14 protein-coding genes and 2 pseudogenes are annotated in these 16,096 nt (G+C 71.0%); 8 read left to right on the top strand and 8 right to left on the bottom strand.

Annotation, left to right across the window (positions count from 1 at the left end):
* A partial coding sequence (locus AOK23_RS03210; protein ID WP_157877924.1) for an NAD(P)/FAD-dependent oxidoreductase occupies positions 1 to 553 on the bottom strand: 553 nt, incomplete at its 3' end.
* Positions 554 to 850: 297 nt separating this feature from the next.
* Positions 851 to 1,342, bottom strand: a complete 492-nt coding sequence (locus AOK23_RS03215) for a hemerythrin domain-containing protein (RefSeq protein WP_055711238.1) — start codon at positions 1,340 to 1,342, stop codon at positions 851 to 853.
* 373 nt (positions 1,343 to 1,715) lie between these two features.
* Between AOK23_RS03215 and AOK23_RS03220 the strand changes: the two genes are divergently transcribed.
* Complete coding sequence (locus AOK23_RS03220) at positions 1,716 to 2,891, top strand: glutathione-independent formaldehyde dehydrogenase (protein WP_055711229.1); 1,176 nt, start codon at positions 1,716 to 1,718, stop codon at positions 2,889 to 2,891.
* Between the two features lie 334 nt (positions 2,892 to 3,225).
* Positions 3,226 to 5,400: an FUSC family protein gene (locus AOK23_RS03225; protein ID WP_055711230.1), complete on the top strand. Its 2,175-nt coding sequence runs from the start codon at positions 3,226 to 3,228 to the stop codon at positions 5,398 to 5,400.
* A 142-nt stretch (positions 5,401 to 5,542) separates the two neighbouring features.
* Here the strand turns inward: AOK23_RS03225 and AOK23_RS03230 are convergent, their stop codons facing one another.
* The 3 genes from AOK23_RS03230 to AOK23_RS03240 all read right to left on the bottom strand — a co-directional run bounded on the left by AOK23_RS03230 (position 5,543) and on the right by AOK23_RS03240 (position 8,154).
* A complete protein-coding gene (locus AOK23_RS03230; protein ID WP_055711231.1) occupies positions 5,543 to 5,749 on the bottom strand; it encodes an NAD(P)-binding domain-containing protein in 207 nt (68 codons plus the stop codon).
* 294 nt (positions 5,750 to 6,043) lie between these two features.
* A complete protein-coding gene (locus AOK23_RS03235; RefSeq protein WP_055711232.1) occupies positions 6,044 to 6,853 on the bottom strand; it encodes an oxidoreductase in 810 nt (269 codons plus the stop codon).
* A gap of 98 nt (positions 6,854 to 6,951) precedes the next feature.
* On the bottom strand, positions 6,952 to 8,154 hold the full coding sequence (locus tag AOK23_RS03240) for an IS110 family RNA-guided transposase (RefSeq protein ID WP_055711233.1): 1,203 nt from the start codon (positions 8,152 to 8,154) through the stop codon (positions 6,952 to 6,954).
* A gap of 312 nt (positions 8,155 to 8,466) precedes the next feature.
* On the opposite strand from AOK23_RS03240, the gene AOK23_RS51820 reads away from it, so the two are divergent.
* Both AOK23_RS51820 and AOK23_RS49310 read left to right on the top strand, forming a co-directional pair.
* Positions 8,467 to 8,532 (top strand): TetR family transcriptional regulator, encoded by a 66-nt coding sequence (locus AOK23_RS51820; protein ID WP_240496229.1) that lies wholly within the window; start codon positions 8,467 to 8,469, stop codon positions 8,530 to 8,532.
* Between the two features lie 96 nt (positions 8,533 to 8,628).
* The gene (locus AOK23_RS49310; protein ID WP_240496228.1) at positions 8,629 to 8,952 is read left to right on the top strand and encodes an SbtR family transcriptional regulator; all 324 of its coding nucleotides are present in this window, start codon (positions 8,629 to 8,631) and stop codon (positions 8,950 to 8,952) included.
* Between the two features lie 44 nt (positions 8,953 to 8,996).
* Here the strand turns inward: AOK23_RS49310 and AOK23_RS03250 are convergent, their stop codons facing one another.
* On the bottom strand, positions 8,997 to 9,161 hold the full coding sequence (locus AOK23_RS03250) for a hypothetical protein (protein WP_157877925.1): 165 nt from the start codon (positions 9,159 to 9,161) through the stop codon (positions 8,997 to 8,999).
* A gap of 216 nt (positions 9,162 to 9,377) precedes the next feature.
* Between AOK23_RS03250 and AOK23_RS03255 the strand changes: the two genes are divergently transcribed.
* From AOK23_RS03255 to AOK23_RS03265, 3 genes and pseudogenes are all read left to right on the top strand, one after another.
* Positions 9,378 to 10,535: an acetate/propionate family kinase gene (locus AOK23_RS03255; protein ID WP_055711235.1), complete on the top strand. Its 1,158-nt coding sequence runs from the start codon at positions 9,378 to 9,380 to the stop codon at positions 10,533 to 10,535.
* 123 nt (positions 10,536 to 10,658) lie between these two features.
* Positions 10,659 to 10,952: pseudogene (locus AOK23_RS03260) on the top strand (RICIN domain-containing protein); the annotation flags it as partial.
* Positions 10,953 to 10,971: 19 nt separating this feature from the next.
* On the top strand, positions 10,972 to 11,856 hold the full coding sequence (locus tag AOK23_RS03265) for an N-formylglutamate amidohydrolase (protein ID WP_107102716.1): 885 nt from the start codon (positions 10,972 to 10,974) through the stop codon (positions 11,854 to 11,856).
* 322 nt (positions 11,857 to 12,178) lie between these two features.
* Here AOK23_RS03265 and AOK23_RS03270 read toward each other — a convergent pair whose 3' ends face one another.
* Together AOK23_RS03270 and AOK23_RS03275 are read right to left on the bottom strand one after the other, a co-directional pair.
* On the bottom strand, positions 12,179 to 13,024 hold the full coding sequence (locus tag AOK23_RS03270) for a siderophore-interacting protein (RefSeq protein WP_055711237.1): 846 nt from the start codon (positions 13,022 to 13,024) through the stop codon (positions 12,179 to 12,181).
* 338 nt (positions 13,025 to 13,362) lie between these two features.
* Positions 13,363 to 14,292 (bottom strand): 5'-3' exonuclease, encoded by a 930-nt coding sequence (locus tag AOK23_RS03275; RefSeq protein WP_055711239.1) that lies wholly within the window; start codon positions 14,290 to 14,292, stop codon positions 13,363 to 13,365.
* A 187-nt stretch (positions 14,293 to 14,479) separates the two neighbouring features.
* On the opposite strand from AOK23_RS03275, the pseudogene AOK23_RS03280 reads away from it, so the two are divergent.
* A pseudogene (locus AOK23_RS03280) lies at positions 14,480 to 16,033 on the top strand (ABC transporter permease/substrate binding protein); the annotation flags it as partial.
* Between the last annotated feature and the right edge of the window lie 63 nt (positions 16,034 to 16,096).

Here is a 16,096-nt window from a genome sequence, read left to right on the forward strand (position 1 = left end):
CGTACTCTTCGCGGCCGACGGTGCTGAGCACCTCCACCGTGCCGCGGCCCGTGGGATACAGCGAGAGGACCTCGTCGGTGACCACAGAGTCACCCAGTGCATCGGTCAGGCACTCGACCGCGACACGGGTGCGGATGGCACCGCCGTCCTCATCAAGCATCGCGGGACCGCGGTAGTCCGCGAGCAGCGGCATGCTGGCCTGAAGCTCGGCGCTGTCCACGGTCCGGACCGGTATGCCGCCGGCCTCCTGCAGAATGCGAAGTCTCCCAGGAACGGGGCCGCCCAGGGCGACCACTCCATCCTGGGAGATCAGTTCGGCGCCCAACCGGTCGGCCCACTCGTCCCAGACGGCGCGGCCCTGCCGGGTGAATTCGACCAGGCGGGCGTCGTCGTGCGCGTGGCGGAATATGCGGGACTCGCCACCGGATTGCCCGTTGCCTGGAACGCCGCTTTCGTAGACCCGCGCCGTCGTTCCGCGTTCGGCCAGTGCATAGGCGGTGCAGAGTCCGACGATGCCGGCTCCTACCACGGCCACTTCGGGAACCCGGCCCATTCGATCGCCTCACTTCGCGCCCCCGGAGATTTCCCTCTACGGAGCAGGGGTTAGGCCATCAGTCGCCGCCGCGAACTGGTGGGCGACTGGAGCCGAGGGGCGGCTCTGCCCGGCTCTACGCGATACGGCGGCGGAACCCCTCTTCTCCAGCGTCACACCGGTCTGAAATAAGTCAAGCGGGCACCTCGGATGGCGGCCCTGACCGACCGGCGGAGAGTCGCGGGGGCGGCCGCCCTGGTCGAGGCCTGGGAGGACCCAGACCTGCCTACGGCCGTCGCCCCGCACCCACGAAGGAACTCAGGAGCTGACGATGCGGCGCACGTTGTCGACTGCACCGCAGTTTTCCTTCAGCTGACGCTCGCGCTCCTCCACAAAGGCCTCGCCCAGTTCCTCGCGGCGCTCCATGGCCACGTTCTCGCGCGCCCCGTTGAGGATGGTGCGCTCCTCCTCGTCGGCGTGGTGGGTGACGGCCCGAACGAGATCCTCCAGCCTCTCGTTCCACTCCTGGGATCCGACCTCGTCGACTTCCAGGAGTGCCAGGAGTGCCTTGTTGCCCTCCTCGTGCTCCTCCTCGCCGTGTTCCACCTCTTCGTCGTCGATCTTCTTGTAGCGCTTGAGCGCGGGATAGACCTTCGCCTCTTCCGCCAGTGCGTGCGCGATCAGCAGACCGGAGAATTCCCGCAGAGCGGCGGCCCGGTCGGCTTCGACGCTGCGCATCAGGCGAAAGAGCTCCTCCATCTTCCGGTGGTCCTGAAGGATGAGTTCAACGACGTCTCGTGTCTCTGCCATGGGAATACGCATCACTTTCGTGCGGGGGACCTTGGCGAAACCCTGGTACCCCATCCACTGGTGTTCAGCAGGACTGCCTGATCGAACAACGAGCAGACCCCTCTGACGGACGGGAAGATTCTCCTGATTGATGCGGGCGTGCTCGTTTCGCGTCGAGGGTCGACGGGGACCCGGGCGGCACGCCGCCGGTACTCCGCATCGCAAGCCGCCGGCCGCGCCGTTGCACCTGATCCGGGTGAACGACCCGCAGAGGCATGTCGGAGCCACGGACCGCGTCCCGCACCCCCTCGTCAACGCCCGGGAGTGAGGCCTTTCGCGCCGTCTCCATCACCGCCGTGGTGCGGTCGTGCCGCGACATCAAGGGATTGCAATCATGAAGGCAGCGGTATACGAAGGACCGCGAACGGTCACGGTGAAGGACGTGCCGGACGCGAAGATCGAGCACCCCTGCGACATCATCGTGAAGATCACCACCACCAACATCTGCGGTTCGGACCTGCACATGTACGAGGGCCGCACCTCGTTCGAGTCCGGCCGCACGCTGGGACACGAGAACATGGGCCAGGTCGTGGAGGTCGGCCCGGCCGTGCGCAAGGTCCAGGTCGGCGAGTATGTGGTGCTGCCCTTCAACATCGCCTGCGGCTTCTGCAAGCAGTGCGAGCGGGGGCTGACCAACTACTGCCTGATCATGCAGCCGGAACCGGCCCTGGCCGGAGCCGCCTACGGCTTCGCCGACATGGGCCCCTACCAGGGCGGCCAGGCAGAGCTGCTGCGTGTGCCCTACGGCGACTTCAACGCGCTGCGCCTGGGCGAGGACGCCGCCGAGCGGCAGACCGACTACGTCATGCTCGCCGACATCTTCCCCACCGGCTACCACGCCACCGAGATGGCCCACGTCAAACCGGGCGACCAGACGATCGTCTTCGGGGCCGGTCCCGTCGGGCTGATGGCGGCCTACTCCGCCGTGCTCAGGGGCGCCGGCCGCGTCTGGGTGGCCGACCACCAGCCCGACCGGCTGAGCAAGGCGGAGGAGATCGGCGCCATCGCGATCAACACCGCCGAGCAGGACCCGGCCGAGGTCGTCAAGGAAGCCACCCTCGGTCTGGGCGCCGACAACGGCTGCGAGTGCGTCGGCTACCAGGCACACGACCCCGAGGGACACGAGGATGCCGGCCTCACGCTCAACGGCATGATCGACTCGGTCAGGTTCACGGGCGACATCGGCGTGGTGGGCGTGTTCCTGCCCCAGGACCCCGGCGGCGAAGAGGCCCAGGGCGAGCTGGAGGCACAGGGCAAGGTGCCGATCGACTTCGGGATGATGTGGTTCAAGGGCCAGCACATGGGCACCGGCCAGGCCCCGGTGAAGCGGTACAACCGGGCGCTGCGGGACCTGATCGCCGGCGGGAAGGCGACCCCGAGCTTCGTCGTCTCCCACGAGCTCAGCCTGGACGAGGCCCCCACCGCCTACGAGCACTTCGACGCCCGCGACGAGGGCTGGACCAAGGTGGTCCTGCATCCCAACGGACACAGCAACGGCAGCAAGCGATAGGAACCCAAGGACCGCCGCCCGTCTGTCTCCCCGGACCAGTCCGGGTGACGGGTGGCAGTCACCCTGACTCCGGGAGGGGCTGAACCATCGGCGATCACCGGAGTTCGGCCCGGTAGGACGGACCGCGGCCCCCGGATGCTCGCCAAGCCGGAGGCCAAGACCCCGCCGGACATACGGTGCGAGGCAGACCCTGGGACTGGTGAGGCCGCATGCTGATGTGTCGCGAGTGCACCGATGCTCAGTTCTTGGGCCCAGCGGGAGGCTTCCTCGCCCGGCGGCCCCGCCTTGACCAGGCCGCCGCGACCCGGCAGCGCGTTCCGACCGGGCTCACACCGTGAGGTGGCTGCGGACCTTGAGGGAGGTCGCGCGCTCCGGGCTCACGATCGAGGAGACGCGGCTGGAGCCCCTGCTCGCGCTGCGCACGGCCGCTGGGGTGGCGCTCGTCATCGGACCGGCGCTGTGGCTGGTCTCCCCTGCGTACGCCGCGTCCGCCGCCCTCGGTGCCTATTCCGCCGGTGCGGCCACTTTCCAGCGCAGCTGGCGTCCGCGCAAGGTGATCGCGCTCGGCGCGGGCGTGGGTCTGGCCCTCAGCACCTTCGTGGGCTACCTGGCGGCGGGGCGACTCGTGACGTTCCTCCCGCTGCTGGCCGGATGGGCCATTGCCGCGGGGATGGCGTGGGCCCTCGGATCGACCGCTGGGATCGTTGCGGCGACGACGGTCGGCAGCATGCTGGTGACCGTCACCCTGCCCACGAGCGTGGGACGAGCTCTGCAACACGCCGGGGTCATCGCGCTCGGAGGCGTGGCGCAGGCTGTGCTGATCCTGCTGTTCCCGATTCGCCGCTGGGGGGCGCATCGTGACGCGCTGGCCGACGCGCTGGCTGCCGTGGCCGACTACGCCCGTCGGCTGCGGCACGACTCGACCGCGCCGTTCGACCCGGAGCCGCTGATGACGGCCCGGGACGCGGCCGCCGTGACGCCATCACAGGCCCGCACCCGGCCTCCCGTCCTCCATGGCCCCCGGGGCCTCGCCGAGCGCATTCTGCCGGTCGTCGTCGCGCTCGCCGATCCGGACGTCGGTGCCCCGGCGGAGGGACCCGGGCGGGACCGCGCACGGGAGTTGCTCGGCGCGGCCGCCGACGTCCTGGACGCGGCCGCCCGTTCGATCCGCCGCGGCACTCCCGCCGAGACACCGCCCCGGAGCGCGGACGTTCTGCGGGTCGACGAGGAGGGTGAGGTGCTGGAGGGGCCCGTCCGGCAGGCCGCCGAACGGCTCGTGGAACTGCTCGCCGAGGCGCTGGAGATCGCCCGGAGCGGCGGGGCGCGCGACAGGACGCCTACGCCGCCCGGCCACACGAGCGCCCAGTTCTTGGTGCGCCCGACCATGTTCAGGCTGCTCCCGGTCGTCCTCCGGGCGGTCCGCCGTGAACTCCGCCGGGACTCGCCCGTGTTCCGGCACGCCGTCCGCCTGGCGGCGGTGGCCACGCTCGGCTATCTGATCGCTTCCCGGCTCCCCCTGGAACACGGCTACTGGGCGCCCATCGCCTCGGTGATGGTGATGCGGCCGGACTTCCACCGCACGTACGCGCGTGCGGTGGGTCGTCTCGCCGGGACCCTGGCGGGGGTCGCGCTCGCCACCGGGATGGTGCGGGCCCTGGGCCCGGACGCCCCGGTGTTCGGCGCGCTGGCGGTGGTCTCGGCGGCCCTGTCGTACACGCTGCTCCGTACCGGCTACGCCTACTCCCAGTGCTTCACTGCCGCGTACGTCGTCTTCCTGCTCGGCATGGGCGGCCAGACATGGGAGCAGACGGTCCCGGAGCGGGTGGTGCTCACCCTGCTCGGCGGGGCCCTGGCCATGCTGGCGTACCTGGTGTTCCCCGCATGGGAGACCCCCCGGCTGCCGGGCCGGCTGGCGGACTGGCTCGCCGCCGACGGCCGCTACGCGGCCGCAGTGCTCCGCAGCCACGCCGAACCGACCCGGGAGCATCGCGCCGACATGCGCAGGGCCCTGCTGGCGAGCAGGGAGGCACGTGCCGCCTGGCAGGAGGCCTACGACCAGGCGAGGCAGGAACCGGTCGGGCCCAGAGGTCTGACATCGCGCGAGGCGGAGGAGGCGCAGGAGGCGCTCAAGGGACTTGACCGGGCGGCGATGCTCATGGAAAGCCACGTCCCGCGGGCCGACAGCCGTTTCGCCCCGGAGGCGGAGCGGCTCGCCGAGGCCCTGGAGGCGGACACCGCACAGGCGGCAGACGATGTGCGCGAGCACAGGAATCCGGACTGGGGACGACGTGTGGAGGAGGCGCTCCACGCGTGGGAAGGCGCCGCCGGGGACCGGAGCCCGGTGCTACGACGCGGGGCGGAACTGCAGAAGCGGGCCCTGGAGGACCTCGCGGCGGCAGTGAGCCGCACACCCTTGGAACGGGATGTCAGCTCCGCTCGCGAGGAGCAACGGGTGCGGGCGGCTGCGTCTGAAGGTGACGGATCAGGACCCGCGCTTCGGGGTGGGTGACGGCTCCGGCGACCGGGAGCGCCGCGCCTCCTGGAGCGGGAAGCAGTCTCCCGGCCGCGTCGAGGGCCGCCACACGGGGTGGGAGCAACTCGGCCACGACAGGACCAGATTGCTGTCCAGGCCGGAGAGAACGACCGCCTCTTCATCGCGGCGGCGCCAGGTCGCCGGCCTCGGCCGCTTCTGCGGGGGTGGCAGCTCGGGCATGGCCGCCGAGTTCGGCGACCAGCCCGGCGAGGGTGTGGGGGTCGCGGGAGTAGGCGAGGACGACGTCAAGGCCCGCGGTGACGGTGAGGCAGGTCAGCGTGCGGCCGATCATGCCGCTGCCGATGAGTCCGAGCGTTGTGGGCATGGGGAATCACTCCGTCTGGTCGAGGAGGTGTTCCGGCTCTGCGGGGCTTGCGGGACGGCTGATGGCATGCGCCGGGGGCAGGGCCGGGGCATCAGCGATTCGGTACGGGGCCGGGGCAGGCGGGCCGCCATGCAGGTGAAGGTCGGAGGCGAGGCGGCAGGACGATCGCTGCCGCCGAGGAATCCGGTGAAGGCACGGTACGGGTCTGCCGTGACGGCACGCCCCGGGAGCCGGTTCGTCCCGGGCCCTGGCCACCGGAGGTGCAGGGCTGTCGCCGGAGTGGCCCGGTGAGGATCAGGTGGGCAGGCCGACTGCGCGGGAGATGACGGTGTCGAAGGCCCGTTCGGACACGATGCGGCGCAGGGCGATGAGGGGGCGGGCGCCGAAGCCGGTGGCGTAGCGGGTCTTGGGTCGGCGGGCGGTGACGGCCTTGCCGATCGCGTCGGCGATGACCTGGGGCGGGGAGTTGCGCTTGGTGTTGGCTTCGGAGCGCAGGGAGGAGGCCACGGCGTCGGCCTGTTCGGCGTAGGCGCCGGCGGTGGAGGACTTCTCCAGCTGGTCGGCGGCGATGTCGCCGGGTTCGATGACGACGACGTCGATGCCGAAGGGCTTGGCCTCCAGGCGCAGGCAGTCGCTGAGGGTTTCGAGGGCGAACTTGGTGCCCTGGTACCAGCCGCCGAGCGGGGTGTAGATCTTGCCGCCCATGGAGGTGATGTTGACGATCGTGCCGGCGTGCTGGGTGCGCATGTGCGGCAGGGCGAGTTGGGCGAGGCGCATGGCGCCGAAGACGTTGACCTCGAACTGGCGGCGGGCCTCGTCCATGGGGACGTCCTCGATGGCGCCGTAGGAGCCGTAGCCGGCGTTGTTGACCAGCACGTCGATGCGGCCGGTCTCGGCGACGATGCGGTCGATGCCGGCGCGCATGGAGTCGTCGTCGGTGACGTCCATGGCCAGCGGGCGGATGCCGCGGTCGGCCAGCTTCTGCAGGCGGTCGGTGCGGCGGGCGGCGCCGTAGACGGTGTACCCCAGGGACTGGAGCTTGAGGGCGGTGGCCTCACCGATGCCGGAGGAGGCGCCGGTGACGAGAGCGGTCTTGGCGGTCATGGGGGCTTCCTGTCGGAGTAAGATGAACTTCGGTTCACCATTCATCATGAACCCTGGTTCACGTCGAGACGCCCACCGCAGGAGTCTCAATGACGAAGTCAAGCCGCTTGCGTGACCGGCGGGGCGGAGGTGAAGACCCGTCCGTCACGCAGCAGGGCCCACAACACACTCGCGCGTCGGCGGGCGAGGGCGATGACGGCCTGGACGTGCTTGCAGCCCTCGCCGCGCTTCTTGAGGTAGAAGTCCCGGTTCGGGCCCTCGCGGATGATGCTGGTCTGCGCGGACATGTAGAACACCCGGCGCAGACGGCGGCTGTAACGCTTGGGCCGGTGCAGGTTGCCGGTCCGGCGTCCGGAGTCACGCGGGACGGGCACCAGCCCGGCCGCCGACGCGAGGTGACCGGCGTCGGTGTAGGCCGACAGGTCGCCGGCCGCGACGACGAACTCGGCTCCGAGTATCGGGCCCATGCCGGGCAGGGACTCGATGATCTCCGCCTGCGGATGGCCGCGGAAGGTTTCGCGGATCTGCTTGTCGACGCGCTTCAGCCGGTCGTCCAGGGCAAGGATCTGGGCCGCCAGGTCAGCGACGATCCGGGCGGCGGCGTCTTCGCCGGGCAAGGCGGTCTGCTGGGCCTGCGCGGCCTCCAGCGCGGTCGCGGCGACGGCATCGGCGTTGCGCACGCCGCGGTTGGCCAGCCAGGCCGTCAGCCTGGCCCGGCCCCGGCGGCGGAGAGCCGCCGGAGTCTGGTAACCCGTCAGCAGGACCAGCGCTCCCTTGTGCGAGCTGTAGTCGAAGGCCCGCTCCAGCGCGGGGAAGACGCCGGTCAGCACGTCGCGCAGGCGGTTGATCATCCGTACCCGGTCGGCCACGAGGTCGGAGCGGTGGGCGGTCAGCAGAGCGAGGTCGGCGGCCAGCGGGGCGGGCACGTCGATCGTGGCGAAATCGTTGCGGTGGCGGGCGGTCTCGGCGATGACGTAGGCGTCGCGTGCGTCGGTCTTCGCCTCGCCCCGATAGGCGCCCGACATGCGGTTGACCGTGCGTCCGGGCACGTAGACGGCCTTCTGGCCGTGCGCGGCGAGAAGCGCCAACAGCAGCGCGGAGGATGTCCCGGAGATATCCACCGCCCAGTGCACCTGGTCTGCCAGGCCGAGGATTTCGCCGAGCGCGGTCAGGATCGCCGACTCGTCGTTGTCGACCTTCTTCGACCACAGCGTTGCGCCGGTCTCGTCGACCACCGCCGCCCAATGGTGGCCTTTTCCCGCATCGACACCGGCCCACACCCGGGCCTTCGGCTTGCTCACTCTCCACTCCTCGCACCATCCGGCATGCCGTCGGCCCGAGGAACACCCCGCTGTCATCTCCGTAATCAGCGACCGCACACGGCGCGCACATCTCAATCAGCAGCCAGGGCGCCCCGGAGAGCCGGACGGCCACTCCTGAGAAGCCACTGAAGGCAAGAACCCATAAGCCACACCCGGCCCTCCCGGGCCACCAAACAACTTACGGAGAGCCCATGGCCCAGACCCGAGCACCGCGCCGACGCCGTCCGCAACCGCAAGAAGATCCTCGACGCCGCCCGCGAGCAGATCACCCTGCACGGCCCCGACACGGGCATGGACGAGATCGCAGCCGCGGCGGGCGTGGCCGTGGGCACCCTCTACCGGCACTTCCCCACCTAGACCGACCTGGTCGCCGCCGTCGTCGCCGAATACACCACGCACGTCGCCGAAGCCGCCGAGGGCGCCCGTGAACGCCTCACCTCCGGTTCGCGCGCGGTGGACGAGATCAGCGACTTCCTTGCCCGCGTCACGGAGGCGACCGCCACCAACCATGCCGTCAAGGCCGCCGCCCGCTCCCTCGGCGCCGACCCGGTCGACCGGGACGCCGAAGCACGAGCAGGCGCCGCTCTGGCCGCGCTGATCCAGGCGGGGCAGGCCGACGGAGACATCCGCCAGGACGTCACCGTCGACGACATCTACCTGCTCTTCAGCACCGCCCCCACCGACCGGCCGCCCGCCGCCCGCGCCCGCTGGCTCAGCCTGGTGCTGACCGGCCTGACCACCCACACGCGAACCGCGAACGAGAAGCCCGCCTCCTGACCAGATGTCCTCCGGTCACGGCAGCTGGACCGCCCGGACGCAGGTCAGGCGGGCTGGTTCAACGCCCTGGTCAACTGCCGGTTGGCTTCCCGGGGCTGCTGGGTGGTGATGACACCCGCGGTCGCCCTGCCGATCGGCAGTCGCCGCCCCTTTCGGTAGGACTTGCGGCGCCGCGCCCCCGACACCGCGTACGACAGCAAGTCACGCACCGCGGCCAGTACCCCGTTCACCCGCCGCTCGCCCCGCGCCGGCTTCGTCCCCGGGGACCTCGCCTCCGGCGCCCTTGGCGGCGAATGAACAGGTCGACGTGTTTGACGTGGCCGAAACGTCGGCACCCGCCCGGAGGACGGCGACGGGGACATCAGTGTCTTCCTCACCGACCTGCCGAGCCGTGCCGGAGGAGGCGGGCGCACTGGAGGTGTGTGATGAGTGTTGACCGCTCCGACGAGAGCCGTGATGGTCACGTACTGGTCCTCGACGCCGGCTCATCGAGCCTTCACATCGCTCTGTTCGCGGCGGACGGTGAACGGGTGGCGGATCGAGACGCCTCGGAGCCCCCGGGGCCTGCTGCGGCGGCGGAACTGCGGAACTTCCTCAGCGAGGTGTCGGTTCCCGCGGCGGTCGGTCACCGCATCGTCCACAGCGGTCCGCACCTGACGGCACATACGCTGATCGACGCACGCGTACGGGCTCTGCTGGCGGATGTCGCCGATCTCGCGCCGCTGCACGTGACCCCTGCCCTGCGGGTGGTCGATGCCGCACGAGAACTCCTGCCCGACGTTCCTCATGTCGCCTGCTTCGACACTGTCTTTCACAAGGATCTGCCGGCGCAGGCGCGCACGTACGCCGTGCCGGAGCGATGGCGAGCCGAATACGGGCTGCGCCGGTACGGCTTTCACGGGCTTTCCTACTCGTGGGCACTGCGGAGGACGGCGCAGGCCCTGGGCCGACCCGTCGACAACCTCCAGGTCGTGCTCGTGCACCTGGGCGGCGGCTGCTCGGCCTGCGCCGTCCGGAACGGACGCAGCGTGGACACCACCATGGGCCTCACTCCGCTGGAAGGCCTCGTGATGATTCGGCGCAGCGGCAGCCTCGACCCCGGCGCGCTGCTGTGGCTGCAGCGGCGGCACGGTCTGAGCACGGACGAATTGGATGACACACTCCACCGGCATTCCGGTCTGCTCGGCCTCTCCGGTACCTCGGGAGACACCCGGGACCTGGTGCGCGCCCGTGCGGAGGGTGATGCCGCGGCCGCGTTGGCGCTGGCGACGTTCACACTCAGCTGCCGCAGGGGCATCGCCTCGATGGCTGCCTCGCTGGACCGGCTGGACGCGCTGGTCTTCACCGGGGAGATCGGCGAAGACCAACCCGAGGTACGCGAGGAGATCTGCTCGGCCCTGACTGTTCTCGGTGTGCGAGGCGGGCTGCTCGTCCCCGAACTGGAAGATCTGATGCGGGAAGGCCTCCGACGCATCGATCAGGCGGTGAGCGGTGTCCCGGTCCTCGTGGTCGCAACCGGCGAGACCCAGCAGATCGCCGACGAGACCCGACGCGTGCTCGGCACTGCTGACGGGACGCCGTAACCCTCACGGTGAAGGTCTCTCACCTCACAGCGGTCCGGCAACGACACCGCCGGCAACCGTGGTGCATCGGAGGAACCAGCTCCTGCCGCGCGGAACTTGATCGCTTCTCTGCCTCTCCCGTTTGCGGCCACCAGCGGCGCCCTGCGCGGTGTCGGCTCCGGCTGGTGTCTCGATGTGCCGGGCGCCAGCCGGACCGACGGCACCAGCACCCAGATCTGGGACTGCCACGGCGGGACCAACCAGCAGTGGACGCTGACGGACAACAACCAGCTGACCGTCTACGGCAACAAGTGCCCGGACGTCCCGGGCCATGCCACCACGGCCGGGACCCGGCCGGTGATCTGGTCCTGCAACGGCGGTACGAACCAGCAGTGGCGGGTGAACGCGGACGGCACGGTCGTCGCCGTGGAGTCCGGGCCACCCGAGGTGACCTCGCATGACCGTGACCCGATCCGACGGCGTGGGCGCCCCGCACCGGGGTGACCCCGGACTCTTCGGGCCCGACTCGGTGACCTGGCAGACGCACGGCGATCCCATGATGTGGATCGCCGGGGTCCGCGCCCTCTACCTCCAGGCCCTGCACCCCCGGGCCGTACGCGGCGTCATGCAGAACTCCGACTTCCGCAAGGACGCCTGGGGCCGGCTGCTGCGCACGGCGGACTTCGTCGGCACCGTCTCGTACGGCACCACGGACGCCGCCGAGCGGGCCGCCGCCCGCGCGGGGGTCACGCCCTGGAGGTTCGTCAACCGGCTCTCGCGGCTGGTCGTCGACCCCGAGCGGTTTCCCGACGAGCGGGAGGAGATGCTGGCCGTGGGGATGGGCGCTGTCTACACGAGGACGACGCACCAGGAGGCCCTCCGCCCGGACGGGTACGACGGACGGCCCCTCGTCGACGCCTACTTCGTGCCGTACGCCGCCGCGATGACTGACGCCGTGGCGCAGCGCCTGGAAGCCGCCGGGCGGGCCGTGGTCGTCGACGTCCACTCGTACCCGAGCGAGCGCCTCCCCTACGAGCTCCACGGCGACGGGCCCCGGCCGCCGGTCTGCCTGGGGAGCGACCCCTTCCATACGCCGCCCGAGCTTCTCGTCCTGGCGGAGGAGGCGTTCGCGGGGTTCGGCGGGACGGGCGTCAACAGCCCGTTCGGGGGCGCGTACGTGCCGCTGGAGTACTACGGGAAGGACCCACGGGTCACCGCCCTGATGATCGAGATCCGCCGCGACGTCTACATGACCGAACCGGGCGGCCCGGCGGGCCTCGGCCTGGAGGAACTCGCGGACGCGCTGGCCCGGTTCGTCGACGCGGCGACGAACGCCATCTGAGTCGGCCCCAGCCCCCGCCTCGCCGACGTCTCTCCCCCCGGCCCGCTCGGGTGGCCGTCACGGGGCCGTCGTAGCGGCTTGCCGCACGGGGGTGGGTGCGGGCCGGCGGTGAGGCGTGTGCAAGCTTGCTGTGTGGCGCGTGGGCAAGGTCGCGGCGGGCGGGTGCAAGCTCGGTACGTCAGCGCTGGCGCAGGGGTGCGGCACAGCGCGCGGGCACGCTTCAGGCGAGGCGCGTCGGCAGGCGGAGTCGGCGGTCACCTCGGACTGGGGCTGCCGTGCCCGGCTGTCCACGCAAGCTGCGGCTGCCCCTTGACCGGTCACCTCAGGCGGACGCCGTCGCGCCGTCCTGTTCCGCCTCCACGCGGGCGTTCCACTCCTTCTTCGTGGCCTGCCAGCCGTCCTCGTTGTGGCCGAGGCGCCAGTAGCCGGAGACGGACAGGTCCTCGCGGGGGATCTGGCGTTCGACGCGGAGCAGCCGGCGCAGCTCCTTGACGAAGCCCGCCTCGCCGTGGACGAAGGCGTGCAGTCGGCCCTCGGGGAACTCCAGCGCGCGTACGGCCTCGACGAGCAGGGAGCCGATGGGCCGGTCACCGCGGTGCAGCCAGACCACGTCCACGTCGGAGTCGATCTTCTGCTCCTCCTCGGGGCCTGCGACCTCGATGAACGCGTAGGCGCGGGCACCGTCAGGAAGGGCCTCCAGCGAGGCGCCGATCGCGGGCAGGGCGCTCTCGTCCCCGGCGAGCAGATGCCAGTCGGCCTCGGGGTTCGGCGCGTACGCGCCACCCGGGCCCAGGAGCCGTACCGTTTCGCCCGGCTGGACGCGGGTCGCCCAGGGGCCGGCGAGGCCCTCGTCGCCGTGGAGCACGAAGTCGACGGTCAGCTCGCGCAGTTCGGCGTCCCAGGCACGCACGGTGTACGTCCGGGTCACGGGCCACTGGTCCCGCGGCATCTCCGCGCGGATCCGCTCCAGATCGAACGGCTCCGGGTACGTCACGCCGTCCGGGCCGAAGAGGAGCTTCACGTAATGGTCGGTGCTGCCCCGCGTGGCGAACTCGGTGAGACCGTCGCCACCGAGGACGACGCGCTGCATGTGCGGGGTGAGCCGCTCGGTGCGGACGACTCGCGCGGAGTGGGGCTTGGGGCTCCTGCGTACCGGACGCTCTGCCATGACGGCCTCCCGAATACCTAGTAAGGCTTACCTAAGTTATCATCTCTCCCGGGAATTCACCCCATGCTCGACCAGTGGACGACAACTTCGCGATGTGAGTCGTGCCTCAGACTCCTCACCACCGACGTGTCACCCCACCCTCCGGCGTACGCCCCACCGGTCAGGAGCCGCCACCACCAGAACCGTTCACCAGCACACGACCGGAACCGGTCACGCCCCGTCCGGTCCCGGTCCGGGCCGGCCTCTCCGCCACCGGCCCGGTCACACAACCACCAGCCCGGCCGGTCACACACGACCGGCCCGGCCCCCGCACCGCCGTCGGCCCCGCCCCGCTGCCGTCACCCCTGCAGCGTGGTGAGCAGTCGCTGCAACGACCCTCCCAGGCCCCAGCGGGCGGCGAGGGCCTCCAGCGCGGCCGCGTCCCGCGGCGCCTTCGGCAGGACGGTGTCGACGTCCGGGAGCGGTACGTCCGCGGCCACCCGCACCACCTTCGGTGCGACCGCCACGTACGGACGCGCCCCGTCCAGCCGCTTGCGCTGCGACGGCGTGAGTGCCGCCGCCGGATCGTCGACCGCGGCCATGATCCCGGCCAGGTCGCCGAACTGCGCGAGCAGCTTCGCGGCCGTCTTCTCACCGATGCCGGGCACTCCCGGCAGGCCGTCGCTCGGGTCGCCGCGCAGCAGCACCAGATCCGCGTACCCCTGCCCGACCACCCCATACTTCTCGCGCAGCAGCGCCTCGTCGGTGAGCTGGAGGGTGCCCACGCCCTTGAGGGGGTACAGCACGCGGATGCCGCGCTCGTCGTCGACCAGCTGGTACAGGTCGCGGTCGCCGGTGACGATGTCCACCGGGTCCTTCGCGAGAGCCGTGAAGGTGCCGATGACGTCGTCCGCCTCGTACCCGGCGACGCCGACGCGCGCGATGCCGAGCGCGTCCAGCACCTCCTCGATCACCGGCACCTGCGGCGACAGCGTGTCCGGCACCTCCTCCTCGTCCGGCCCCACCTCGTGCTCCGCGGCCACGCGGTGCGCCTTGTAGGAGGGGATCAGGTCGACCCGCCACTGCGGCCGCCAGTCCGCGTCCATGCACGCCACCAGGTCCGTGGGCCGGTGGTCCTTCACGAGGCGGTCGATGAAGTCCAGCAGCCCGCGCACCGCGTTCACCGGGGTGCCGTCCGGGGCCTTCACGGACTCCGGCACCCCGAAATAGGCGCGGAAGTAGAGGGAGGCGGTGTCGAGAAGCATCAGGCGTCCAGTCACGTCCCGCATCATGCCGTACGGCGCCGACGGCGGGCCCCTGACGCAACCGCCGCGACCCGGACGTGGGAGGGCGTGAACGCGTTCCGTGAACACCTCTGACCAGCGGTGACGGCCTGTGAAGCGGGCCACTGTCGCGTTTCGGGGGGTGCGGCCAGAGCAGGCGCGGCCCCGGAGCAGCGCCGGCCGTGTCGGGGAGCCCGCGATGAACTCGCTGGCGCTGGTGCTCGTCTCCTGCGTGATCATCTTCGCGCTCGCCGTGCCGATCGGGATCGCGGCGGCCCGCAGCCGCGCCGTCAGCGGCGCGGTGCGGCCGGTGCTCGACCTCATGCAGACCATGCCGGCGATGGTTCACCTCATCCCCGGCATCTTCTTCTTCGGTGTCGGCCCGGTGCCCGGCATGGTCGCCACCATCGTGTTCGCGATGCCGCCCGCCGTACGCCTCACCGAGCTGGGCATCCGGCAGGTGGACGCGGAACTCGTCGAGGCCGCCGAGGCGTTCGGCACCCACCCCCGCCGCACCCTGTGGCGGGGTGCAGCTGCCGCTGGCGCTGCCCACGATCATGGCGGGCGTCAACCAGGTGATCATGCTGGCCCTGTCGATGGTCGTCATCGCGGGCAGGGTCGGCGGTGGCGGCCTCGGCTCCACCGTGTACGACGGCATCAGCGCTCCGTCGACGTCGGCCTCGGCTTCGAGGGCGGTGTCGCCGTGGTCATCCTCGCGATCTACCTGGACCGGATGACCGGCGCCCTCAACCAGCGGATGTCCCCGCTCGGCCGCCGCGCCCTCGCCAAGGACGACGCGGCGCTCGGCGGCCCCCGGTTCCTCCGCTGGAAGCCGGCCACCCCCGTCGCCATGGTGGGCGTCCTCGTCCTCGCCCTGGTCGCCGGCGGCCTCAACGTCTTCGGCAGGGCCGACGAGGGGCCGAAGGTCACGGCGGACGTCGGCCACGGCCGCCCGGTCAGCATGGGCTACATCGACTGGCCCGAGGGCGTCGCCTCCACCTATCTGTGGAAGGAGATCCTCCAGCAGCGCGGGTTCACCCCCGAGGTGAGGTCGCTGGAGGTCGGCGCCCTCTACAACGGTCAGGCCCAGGGCAGCGTCGACATCCAGACCAACTCCTGGCTGCCGGCCACCCACGCCCCGTACTGGAGGAAGTACCGGGACCAGCTGGAGGACTACGGCGCCTGGTACGACCGGACCTCGCTGGAGACCGCCGTCCCCTCCTACGTCAAGGGCGTCAGGACGCTCGACGACCTCAAGGGGAAGGGCGGACTCTTCAAGGGCAAGATCTACGGCATCGAACCCGGCGCCGGCGAGACCAAGCTCTACGAGGACCAGGTCCAGAACGTGTACGGCCTCAAGGGCGAGTACCGGCTCGTCAAGTGCAACACCTCCGCCATGCTGGCCCAGTTGGACCGCGCGTACGCGAAGAAGGAGCCGATCGCGGTCACCCTGTGGTCGCCCCACTGGGCGTACGACAAGTACCGGCTGACCAAGCTGGCCGACCCGAGGAAGGCCTTCGGCTCGGGAGACGGCATCCACACCCTCGGCCGCGAGGGCTTCGCCGCGAAGGAGCCGCGCGTCGCCCGGTGGCTCAAGGACTTCAAGCTCACCGAGGCACAGCTCACCGCCCTGGAGGGCGCCATCGAGGACGCAGGCAAGGGCCACCAGGAGGACGGCGTCAGGGCCTGGCTGAAGAAGAACCCGGGGATCGCCGACAAGCTCGCCCCGGTGGCCAAGACCCGCTAGTGCTGTGACCAAAAAGGTTCACCGGCTCGCGACGCCCGGCACGGCACCTCGCGGCGTTGTCGC

It is taken from the genome of Streptomyces torulosus (assembly GCF_001419765.1).
GTDB lineage: Bacteria > Actinomycetota > Actinomycetes > Streptomycetales > Streptomycetaceae > Streptomyces > Streptomyces torulosus.